This window comes from Aliiglaciecola lipolytica, assembly GCF_018860635.1.
GTDB classification, from domain to species: domain Bacteria; phylum Pseudomonadota; class Gammaproteobacteria; order Enterobacterales; family Alteromonadaceae; genus Aliiglaciecola; species Aliiglaciecola lipolytica_A.
Genome location: NZ_JAHKPT010000036.1, coordinates 20,071 through 30,883 on the forward strand (window position 1 = coordinate 20,071; position 10,813 = coordinate 30,883).

General features: G+C 42.6%; 8 protein-coding genes. All 8 read right to left on the reverse strand.

From position 1 onward, the window contains the following. Positions 1-170: 170 nt before the first annotated feature. Positions 171-1,616: a metalloprotease TldD gene (gene tldD / locus KO530_RS21150; RefSeq protein ID WP_216050461.1), complete on the reverse strand. Its 1,446-nt coding sequence runs from the start codon at positions 1,614-1,616 to the stop codon at positions 171-173. Beyond that, positions 1,609-2,421: a carbon-nitrogen hydrolase family protein gene (locus tag KO530_RS21155; protein WP_216050462.1), complete on the reverse strand. Its 813-nt coding sequence runs from the start codon at positions 2,419-2,421 to the stop codon at positions 1,609-1,611. Before KO530_RS21155 ends, tldD begins: the two co-directional genes overlap by 8 nt. Positions 2,422-2,423: 2 nt before the next feature. Further along, positions 2,424-6,272, reverse strand: a complete 3,849-nt coding sequence (locus KO530_RS21160) for a YhdP family protein (RefSeq protein ID WP_216050463.1) — start codon at positions 6,270-6,272, stop codon at positions 2,424-2,426. Further along, on the reverse strand, positions 6,269-7,735 hold the full coding sequence (rng, locus tag KO530_RS21165) for a ribonuclease G (protein ID WP_216050464.1): 1,467 nt from the start codon (positions 7,733-7,735) through the stop codon (positions 6,269-6,271). Before rng ends, KO530_RS21160 begins: the two co-directional genes overlap by 4 nt. Next, positions 7,725-8,309 carry a Maf family protein gene (locus KO530_RS21170; protein ID WP_216050465.1) on the reverse strand — a complete coding sequence of 195 codons (585 nt, stop codon included), beginning with the start codon at positions 8,307-8,309 and terminating at the stop codon, positions 7,725-7,727. Before KO530_RS21170 ends, rng begins: the two co-directional genes overlap by 11 nt. 8 nt (positions 8,310-8,317) lie before the next feature. Then, a complete protein-coding gene (mreD, locus tag KO530_RS21175) occupies positions 8,318-8,794 on the reverse strand; it encodes a rod shape-determining protein MreD (RefSeq protein WP_216050466.1) in 477 nt (158 codons plus the stop codon). Next, complete coding sequence (gene mreC / locus KO530_RS21180) at positions 8,791-9,663, reverse strand: rod shape-determining protein MreC (protein ID WP_216050467.1); 873 nt, start codon at positions 9,661-9,663, stop codon at positions 8,791-8,793. Before mreC ends, mreD begins: the two co-directional genes overlap by 4 nt. A gap of 73 nt (positions 9,664-9,736) precedes the next feature. After that, positions 9,737-10,780, reverse strand: coding sequence for a rod shape-determining protein (locus tag KO530_RS21185; RefSeq protein WP_008843593.1), 1,044 nt, complete (start codon positions 10,778-10,780; stop codon positions 9,737-9,739). Between the last annotated feature and the right edge of the window lie 33 nt (positions 10,781-10,813).

Sequence of the window (10,813 nt, forward strand, 5' to 3'; positions counted from 1 at the left end):
CGCAAGATATGGATCATTCCATGGCCTGAAGGCCATGCTACAGAGCCCGCTAGATTGACTGAACCTTCCATGGCCTGAAGGCCATGCTACAACAGCCCGCTAGATTGATTGATCATTCCATGGCCTGAAGCCCATTCTACAACAGCCCGCTAGATTGATTGGAGCCCATGTTATAGGGCGGTTCCGCCTACGGTTAATTCGTCGACTTTGAGGGTGGGCTGACCAACGCCTACCGGCACGCTTTGTCCGTCTTTACCACACACACCAACGCCTTTGTCTAGGCTCAAATTATTACCTATCATCGAAATTTTTTGCATTACTTCAGGGCCATTGCCAATTAGCGTTGCGCCTTTGATTGGAGTGGTAATTTTGCCATTTTCAATCAAATATGCTTCTGAGGTCGAGAAAACAAACTTACCCGATGTGATATCTACCTGCCCACCACCAAAGTTAGGCGCATAAACCCCTTTGTCGATACTACTAATAATCTCTTCAGGGCTATATTGCCCCTCTAACATAAAGGTATTCGTCATTCGCGGCATAGGAAGATGAGCATAGGACTCTCTACGTCCGTTTCCTGTAGGATTAACACCCATCAATCTAGCATTTAATTTGTCTTGCATATACCCGGTTAAAACACCGTCTTCAATCAAAACATTTCGTTGTGTTGGTGTACCTTCATCATCAACAGATAATGAACCACGGCGGTCAGCCAAAGTTCCATCGTCAACTACAGTTACCCCTTTAGCGGCGACTTGTTGTCCCATTTTTCCACTAAAAGTTGAAGCACCCTTACGATTAAAATCACCTTCTAAACCGTGCCCTACAGCTTCGTGCAATAATACGCCCGGCCAGCCAGCTCCCAAAACAACAGGCATCAAACCTGCGGGGGCATCAATTGCCTGCATATTTACTCTGGCCATGTGGATTGCTTCATCAGCTAGTACTTGATAACGCGTTTTATCCCCATCAGATTGTAAGAAATATTGGTATCCATAACGTCCACCCATACCGGCACTGCCGCGCTCTCTTCTTCCATTGTTTTCAATTAAGATAGAACAATTAAGTCGAATAAGTGGCCGTATGTCGGTAGTAAAAGTGCCATCTGTAGCAGCAATTAATACTTCTTCATACACCCCACTAATGCTCACAACCACTTGGGTAGCTAAGGGCTCGTTATCTCGAATATATTTATCAACATCCTGTAATAAGGTGATTTTTTGATGTTCTTGCATACCAAGGATGGGATTCTCAGCAAAATACCTTGCAGATGATTGTTTGGGTGCGCTGGCAGCAACATTGAAACTACCTCCAGTACTTGCGATGCTGCGAGATGCTTTTGCCGCTTTAGTCAACGCTTCTTGGCTAATATCATCAGAGTAGGCGAAACCGGTTTTTTCACCGCTAACTGCGCGCACACCTACGCCTTTTTCAATATTATAGCTACCGTCTTTAATTATTCCGTCTTCCAATACCCAACTTTCATGCTGACTAGATTGAAAATAAATATCGGCAAAATCATTTTGATGCTGACAAATCAGATTTAAGGCGGATACGACCTTATTGGGATCTAAATCTGCTGCATATAATAAATTTTCTTCGACCAAATTAGACAAGGTAACTCCTGAATTGATTATGTTGCTGAACTGGCATGTTAGTGCGAATTCTACTGATTTCGCTGGGATCAAACTTAGCACTGACTGCGCCACTGCCTGTTTCTATCTCAGATAAGATTTCCCCCCAAGGAGAAATCACGCAAGAATGTCCGTAAGTCTCGCGACCGTTGGCATGGATACCGCCTTGATTAGCTGCAACCAAATAACATTGTTTTTCTATGGCTCTGGCTTTTAATAGAGGCTCCCAATGAGCTCTCCCCGTTGCGCGGGTGAAAGCGCTGGGTAACACTAATACGTCAATCTCGCCCATAGCGACAAACATGGCAGCAAATCGGATATCATAACATACAGCCACACCAATTTTGCCGAAAGGTGAATCAACTACAACAAGTTTGTCACCAGCTTGGGTATATTTGGATTCAAGATAATTGCGGGTGCCATCTTCAACTTGGACATCAAACAAATGGATTTTTTGATAATCATCTACACGTCGCCCAGTATCATCAAAAATTAGGCAGGTCGCTGTATATTTACCTGATTTCGAAGTAGTAATTGGCATAGTTCCGGCAACTAACCAAACTTTGTATTTTTTAGCCATTGCCGACAAAGCTTCTTGAATAGCACCTTCTCCAAGCTCCTCCGCAATTAACAATAACGCAGCATCACCAGCCCCAAAACACGCGAAACATTCCGGCAATACAATTAAGTCACCGGGTTGCTGCTGAGCAATATATTGTTCAACGTGTTGTAGATTGACCGATACATCCGGACTTGAAACTAACTGACATGCGACTAAATTGGCCATTACTATCCTCTCGTATCATTGATTTGCAAATTAACTCTCTCATCGGGAAGAACCTGAGGAGGAATATCTTCATCATCGAGTTCTATGGGCGTATTTCTTGCGGGTAACGCAACTTCTTTACTTTTTCTATCCAACTCTGTCAGTATCGGTTCATCCAAAGTACCGGTTACTGAATATTTCACATTGGAGATGACTTTGGCCTCGGTGAGAACTTGATCAATCGCCAGCGCCGCAATCGCGGTAGCAGGATTTACCATCCAATAGACTAACAAGGGTAAACTTGACGTCACGTTCGGCGTAAACTCAATGCGGTAATTCAACTCCTTCGTGGATAAGTCAGTGTAACCTGCAATTAACATTTCCCCTGCAGCACCGTCGATTACCACGTCTTGGGTTTCCGCTTTGCCGTCGACTATTTGCATGGAGCCACCCATTTTGTCGTAGAAAAACCCTTTTGCAAATACATCTCTGAAGTCCAAACTCAACTTTCTAACTAACGATTGCAGACTCAATATACTAAAAATACGAGAGCCTTTATCACTCACATCAGATAAATAACCGTCAGTTAATCGCCAATCAATGTTACCCCCGAGGCTTGATAACGAAAACTTGTGAGGGGCATCTTGCCAGTTTAAATTAAACTTAAAGTTTGCTTTAGAGTCTTTAATCCCCGAATCAAAACCAAAACCTTTGAGTAAAGCACCAAAATCAGGACTGCTGAGTTCACCTTTTAAGTCGGTACTTGAACCTTGTTCACTAATAAACCAGTCACCGCTAGCATATAAAATACCATTGCTGTTATTAAACCTCAGATTGTCAATTTGCATACCTGTGGGGGCTCTAGATAGTGAAAAATCGACTTTTCCTAAATCATTACCAAACAATTTGCAGCTCTTACAATCGAAACTAACGGGCGGTAAATTTTGCAGCATCGGGGCTTGCGATATGGCACTTTCCTCACCTTCATGCCACTGAGCTAAATCAATAAAATCAGCTTTTATATCAACACCGCGGTTCAACCAATCATCATATAAGGTGACTTTGGCTCGAATCTGATCCGCATTGAACTCCAGTAACCAGTCATCGCTAGAGTGCTTGGCCACTAACTCTAATTGATTGATTTTTTGTCCTGCTACAATCATGGTTTCGGCATTGACATAAACTCGTTGAGGCGCAGTTAATATAGGACGGTCATTGCCACTTGGTAAATCACTTATTAAGGTTGAAATAGCTTGATACCAAGCGTCAAAATCAGTGTCTTTTACTTTTGCCGAGATACTAAACCCCAGCCCCATTGCCAAAGTTTCACTCTCGCCGATAGATAAATGCGCACGAGAAAACTGCATTGTTTCATGGGGTAGAACCCCCTCAAAGGAAATAGAATCGCCGAGAGATAGACTAAAATTAGAAGCTTGATTATCGCCGTTCCCAGTCACGAACAACTGCTTTTCTTGCTCGCTGCTTTTGCTAAATGGTGCAGGTAAACTTGATGTCACCCCTTGTAAATTACTCACCAACTCAAATTCATAAGCATAGGTGTCTTTATGTAAAGTTAGTTGCGTATTTGCTTGCCACGCACTATGTCCAGCTAGATACTTATTCATGCTCGGCTGGTGATCCCGCAATAACGGCTGTAACTCCCAATCACCTTGAATTTCTATATCTGCTTTGTAAGCCCCATTTGGATCCGAATAGCCGTCGAAATTTGCAGTGATTTTTTGCTCAAACAATTCCCCCTCAAGACCATTAAAATTAACCTTTTCATTGGCAAATGAAACCTCACCCACCATGTTTTTAAAATTCAAATTAAGGCTAGGTAAATAGACTGGGTTGCCGTTCAAAGATACTCGGCCTTTAGCCATAACGTTATTGCCTGACAAGGGGATATGCAGATCTAACTTGGTTTGAAGTTTTCCACTAACATTAACGCCTTCGGTTAAAACAGTGCCTAAACTGTTAGCCAAAAAACTGTCTAATATTAGTTCGTTTACATCCGCACTTTGTGCACTCACGTTAGCGTCAATATTTAGCACGGCTCCATTGCTTAGCTCTGGAATTTCTGCCGATAACTGAGATAGGGCGACATTTTTCAATTTGCCTTTATGAGCTAACATTGCCAGGCTTTTGTTTTCAAATAGTAAATCCACATCCAAATCGGTTAATGCTGGCCAGTCAGGTGCAAACTTAAATTCGCTGTCGTTGACGTCAATACTTATCTGAAATATACCTTGGTGATTTTCGAACGGAAATTGGCTAAGCGAACCTTGCCAAAGCACGTTTGTAGAAGCTAACTCTCCGCTACGCATTGCCCCCTGTAAGTACGCTTTAGTTTCAGGTCCCATGTAGTGATCAGGAAATAAATTTTTAGCCTGTTCAACGCTCAGCTCACCGATATTAGCGATTAAATCCAGTTGTTTGTCCTTGCTATCAAAGGCCATCTGCAGATCTAAGTTTAAATCGCTACCTTGTAATGAGAAGTTGGGTATATCAACCACCACTCCTCGCGGTTGCCAATCGAGGAAAACATCAAAATCGATAGATTGATAACTGAGATTTTTGTCTAACGTATTGTCTGCTAAAAACTCTCCTTCAGCACCAGAAATAGACAATTTAGCGAGGTTATCAAACATCCTAAAACTGCCAGCAACGTTAGTCACTCCAGGTACCCCATCCACTTGATTCCAGCTAACTTTAGAGAAATTAGCGCTGGCTGAAAATTGCTTACCGAAGACAATGGCTAAATCATCAATTCGCGCATTGGGTTTGAGTTGTTCGATGAAGTCAATTGCTTCCTTATCAAATGCCAATGGCAATACAGGCAACAAGGTACGGATATTGACCGGAGTAGTCGTTTGGAAATGAGTCAGCCCATTGCGGCCAATGTGCCCCGTCCAACTGGTTAATAAACTTTGTTGACGAGATTCTAGAATCAGGTCGTCGATATTAATTAACCAACCCTGTTCATCCGGCACACCACGAATACTTCCGCCAACTATCGCGGCATCAACCTGACTTTCCGGTGAGGTCCATGAAAACTCACTTTTATTCAGCATCATTTGCACGTTTTCAATACGATTTTCTTTCAACTCAGCCCAAAATGTAAAGTTCCCCCTACTTTGGGTTAGCTGATTTTGGGTACGAATCAATTGGTTTAGCCAAGGTGACATATCAAGTTCTTCACCGCGGGCGTAAAAAGTACCACTAAGATTATCTTTATTACCGACTAAATCGAGACTAAAGGTTGTGGAATTATTGGCTAACTCCACCACGCGCAATAAACCTGAACCTTGGTGGCGGTCGTCTTTATTAAGCCAGCTCAATTGCTGTATTTGAATTAATTGCTGATCGTAGCGCGTGGTGACATCAATCACACTATTACTAATTGAAAAACGCTGCAATTGTTGTAGAAATAAGTCTTCCAGCGCATCAACCACTGGAAATTCGCTTTCTGAACTTTGAATTCGCGCTAAATTAACGGATAACGCCAAGCCACTTAACTCAAAACGTCGGGATTGAATCTGTCGGGCCACTATGGTGCCCCAAAAATCGATCTCGATTTGCGTATCTTCAATTTCTAGACCAATGGGAGATTGTTCGTCTTGTTGAAGTTTAATGTCTTTGAGTATCAAAGAAGGGCCACTTTTGGCCCAATTTGCGCTGAGTTGACCAATAGTTAGATTGATACCATAACGATTACTTAGCCAAGATTCGATTCGGTGCTTATGGTCGTCCATATAAGGCAACGAAAAGCGGATAACACTTAGGCTCACAGCCACCAGCACCAGCAGAACAGCTGCTAGCGTCCATAGTTTTCTAACTACGTAAGCGGCATAGAATGAAGTGGGTTTCACATCATTACCACATCGAATTTGTCTTGGTTATAAAGCAATTCAGTTTGTACCTTTATTTGTTTAGAAACAAAAACCTCTAATTCAGCTAACATATGGGACTCTTCGCCCATTAAAGCTTCGGCGACGGCTTGGGATGCATAAACCACAAATTTATCTGCGTCATAAGCGCGGTTAACTCGCACAATTTCGCGCATAACTTCAAAACAGATAGTTTCTACGGTTTTAATTGAACCTCTGCCCTTACATACTGGACATTCGCCACACAATATATGCTCCAAACTCTCACGGGTGCGTTTACGGGTCATTTCGATTAAACCTAAAGCGGTAAATCCATGGATATTGGATTTAGCCCGATCTTTACTGGTGGCAGATTCTAAGCTGTGCATTACTCGACGTTTATGATCTTCGTCGCTCATATCAATGAAGTCGATTAGAATCATCCCACCAAGATTTCTTAATCTAAGTTGACGGGCGATTGCTTGAGTAGCTTCTATATTGGTGTTGAAAATGGTTTCTTCGAGATTACGGTGCCCTACAAACGCACCAGTATTTATATCAATAGTGGTCATTGCTTCAGTCTGATCGATGATCAAATAGCCACCGGATTTCAATTCCACACGACGTTCCAATGAACGTTGCGCCTCATTTTCAACATCATACAAATCAAATATTGGGCGTTCGCCCTGATAATATTCCAGCAATTTATTCAGCTCAGGAACGTATTCTTGGGTAAAGTGCTGTAACTCTTGAAATGATAATTTAGAGTCGATTCTGATGCGGTCTAATTGTGTACCCACGAAATCCCGCAATACTCGTCTTGCTAAGGGCAAATCTTCGTATAAAACATTACCTTTTCGACCTTTCATGCGCGATTGAATTTTCGCCCATAAACGTTTTAAAAATTCTGCGTCTGAGATAAGTTCTTTTTCTTGCACACCCTCGGCAGCCGTACGAAGGATAAATCCGCCATCATCACTGCAATATTCCTGTACTAAAGATTTCAGCCGTTCGCGCTCTGCCTCATCTTCAATACGCTGCGAGACCCCAACATGGTCAACACTGGGCATAAAAACCAGATAACGGGAAGGAATAGTGATATCTGTAGTAAGCCTAGCCCCCTTAGTACCAATAGGATCTTTCACCACTTGTACGACTATGTCTTGACCATCTCGTAGCAAGTCTCGAATGTCTTTTTTAGCAATTGAGGTAGTCGACATTTCGTCGCTAACTTCATTGTGGAAGGCAATATCAGAGGCATGCAAAAACGCGGCTTTATCTAAACCAATATCCACAAAAGCAGCCTGCATCCCAGGTAAAACCCGACTCACTTTGCCACGATAGATATTCCCCACCAAACCGCGCTTGGTGTGACGTTCCACATGAATTTCTTGCAAAATACCATTCTCAATCAAAGCAACTCTTGATTCAGAAGGGGTTACGTTTATCAGTAATTCAGCACTCATACAGCTTAATACCTGCCTGTTTAATTAATTCACTGGTCTCATACAAAGGTAACCCAACCACTGCGCTATAACTACCATTGATATGTTTTACAAAATTCCCTGCGAAACCCTGTATTCCGTAAGCTCCGGCCTTATCTTGCGGCTCACCGGTTTGCCAATACCATTGCATTTCAGCTTCAGATAATAATTTGAAACGAACGGCAGTTTCCACTATAAAATGTTCGGTACCTAAATGGTTTTTTAGGGCAACCGCGGTCTTCACTTTATGTTGCCTATCACTTAGTTGCTGCCACATCTGCCGAGCATGCTGAAAATTGTCTGGCTTTCCTAACACTTGCTCTTGATTACCACTATCCACAACCACAATAGTATCAGCACCTATAACGCCATCCACCTGCGTATGTTGACGCCAACCTTGTTGTGCTTTTTCAATAGCCAATCGTATAACATAATCATTAGAGTCTTCGTTTGCTAATTGAGTTTCATCAATATCAACATTTAGTGTAGTAAATTTTACGCCAAGTTGACTTAATAGCTCTTTTCGCCTCGGAGATTGAGATGCTAGCAATAACATGTGGGGCCTTAAGTGATTCTGAATTGCCGTCTGACTTTACGCAACAGACCAAAAATCCATGGCCACATCAACATAGAGGTCAGAACCGGCCACAGGTAGGTAAACAAGAAGTTCACATCAGTCTGTAGATGTTGCAACCAAAATACGACCAAGTGATATAACGCAGATAAAGTTCCAATAATAAACGCTTGCTGCCACAAAGAGTAATTTCGCAAACGTTGATAATTCGACGCCAAAATAAAGATATTGATGCTCAAGGCAAAACTATGCACGCCTAGGCTGGTTCCCATTAAAATATCTAACACCAGACCGACTATGAATGCCATTCCCACATTAACCCTATTCGGAAGTGCTAATGCCCAATATGACATCACCAATAAAACCCAATCAGGGCGAAATTGCTCAACCGTAAGAGGCATAGGAACAATTTGCAAAATTAACGCAATAATAATACTCAGAAAAATTGCATAATTGCGCAGCTTCATTGGGCCTCCACTGTTGGCGTAGATTGCGGCATTATAGGTTGTGTTGGCGCATCTGCTGGCCACAACAACAATAGATATCTCAATCTATCTAGCTGCGCTATGGGCGTAGCTGTAACCAATGCAAATGGACGACTTTCATCACGCACGATGGAGGTGATAGTCGCGGTCGGGTAACCTTCTGGAAAGATATTCCCTAACCCTGAGGATACGAGTAAGTCGCCTACTTGAATATCAGCACTGTGGGCTACATGTTCCAAAATTAGTTCATCAAACTGCCCTGACCCACTGGCGATAAGCTGCACATTATTACGGGCGTTTCGAAGTGGAATAGCATGGGTTATATCCGCCAACAACAACACTCGGCTATTGGTAGTACCCACTTCCATTATTTGCCCGACAATACCTTTGTCATCCAGTACGGTTTGTCCTTCATAAACCCCGTTTATCGCTCCCTTATCAATGATAATTTGTAAGCTAAATGGATTGTTATCCACCGCCATTAATTCGGTTACCATTTTCTGGATTGGGGCTGAAACAGGCGCTCCAAGTAATGCCCGTAAACGATCATTCTCTGCGGCTAACAAATCGAAGCGTTGTAGCTTTTCAGACATTTTCATCGCTTGCAGGGTTAATTGCTGGTTGTCTTCGAGCAGTTTTTTATGGGTAGAAAACTTTTCAGCCCCTGAACTTAACATTTGCCCAGGTAAGCTGGCAATGTACTGAAGGGGGCTAACAATAGAGTTTAAATAGACTTTTACCGAAGCAAAACCGTCATATTTGTGATCAACAAAAATGAGGATAACAGAAACGAATAAGGCCAACGCGAGTCGACTGAAAAGTGATGGCCCTCTAGTAAACATGGTATTCATTTAGGCTAAATACCTGTTTGATAATGTTTGTAATAATTGAACGATGTCTAGCACAAATAATCCCTAATTCAGACTATTCGTAGCTAAACAGGTCACCACCATGAATATCGATCATCTCAAACGCTTTACCTCCGCCACGAGCTACACAGGTTAGCGGATCATCAGCGATCACCACAGGAATGCCAGTTTCTTCCATTAGCAAGCGATCCAAATCTTTTAACAATGCACCACCGCCAGTCAATACCATTCCACGTTCAGAAATATCAGAAGCCAGTTCAGGAGGAGATTGTTCAAGGGCAACCATGACTGCAGAAACAATTCCGGTAAGTGGTTCTTGTAAGGCTTCTAAAATTTCATTGCTATTTAGCATGAATCCTCTAGGTACACCTTCTGCCAAGTTACGACCGCGTACTTCTATTTCACGTACCTCTTCACCGGGATAAGCAGCGCCAATTTCATGTTTAATTCGTTCAGCAGTAGCTTCACCTATGAGTGAACCAAAATTACGACGAATATAATTGATAATAGCTTCATCAAACTTATCACCACCGATGCGTACTGAAGATGAATACACCACACCGTTTAATGAAATGATCGCGACTTCCGTTGTACCACCACCGATATCGACCACCATAGACCCTGTTGCTTCAGATACAGGCAAGCCTGAACCAATTGCAGCGGCCATTGGCTCATCGATAAGGTATACGTCTCTTGCGCCAGCACCTAGTGCAGATTCACGAATCGCACGGCGTTCTACTTGCGTTGAACCACAAGGCACGCAAACCAGAACCCGAGGGCTGGGTTTGAGAAAGTTATTGTCATGCACTTGTTTAATAAAGTGTTGAAGCATTTTTTCGGTCACATAGAAATCAGCGATAACGCCATCTTTCATTGGACGAATAGCTTTAATGTTTCCAGGCGTTCTACCAAGCATTTGTTTTGCTGCAGTACCCACTGCGGCAACACTTTTTGGTCCGCCCGCGCGTTCCTGACGAATTGCAACTACTGAGGGTTCGTTCAAAACGATTCCCTGACCTTTAACATAAATAAGCGTATTTGCAGTACCGAGGTCGATTGATAAATCGTTTGAAAACATTCCTCGAAGCTTTTTAAACATGAACAGACCGCACCCTGTTGGAGATAGACATAA

Excerpts from the sequence above, each read along its gene's own strand:
- KO530_RS21170 (WP_216050465.1), bottom strand. The coding sequence starts at position 8,309 with ATGTTATTGCTAGCATCTCAATCTCCGAGGCGAAAAGAGCTATTAAGT.
- mreC (WP_216050467.1), bottom strand. The coding sequence starts at position 9,663 with ATGAATACCATGTTTACTAGAGGGCCATCACTTTTCAGTCGACTCGCG.
- rng (WP_216050464.1), bottom strand. The coding sequence starts at position 7,735 with ATGAGTGCTGAATTACTGATAAACGTAACCCCTTCTGAATCAAGAGTT.
- mreD (WP_216050466.1), bottom strand. The coding sequence starts at position 8,794 with ATGAAGCTGCGCAATTATGCAATTTTTCTGAGTATTATTATTGCGTTA.
- KO530_RS21185 (WP_008843593.1), bottom strand. The coding sequence starts at position 10,780 with ATGTTTAAAAAGCTTCGAGGAATGTTTTCAAACGATTTATCAATCGAC.
- KO530_RS21155 (WP_216050462.1), bottom strand. The coding sequence starts at position 2,421 with ATGGCCAATTTAGTCGCATGTCAGTTAGTTTCAAGTCCGGATGTATCG.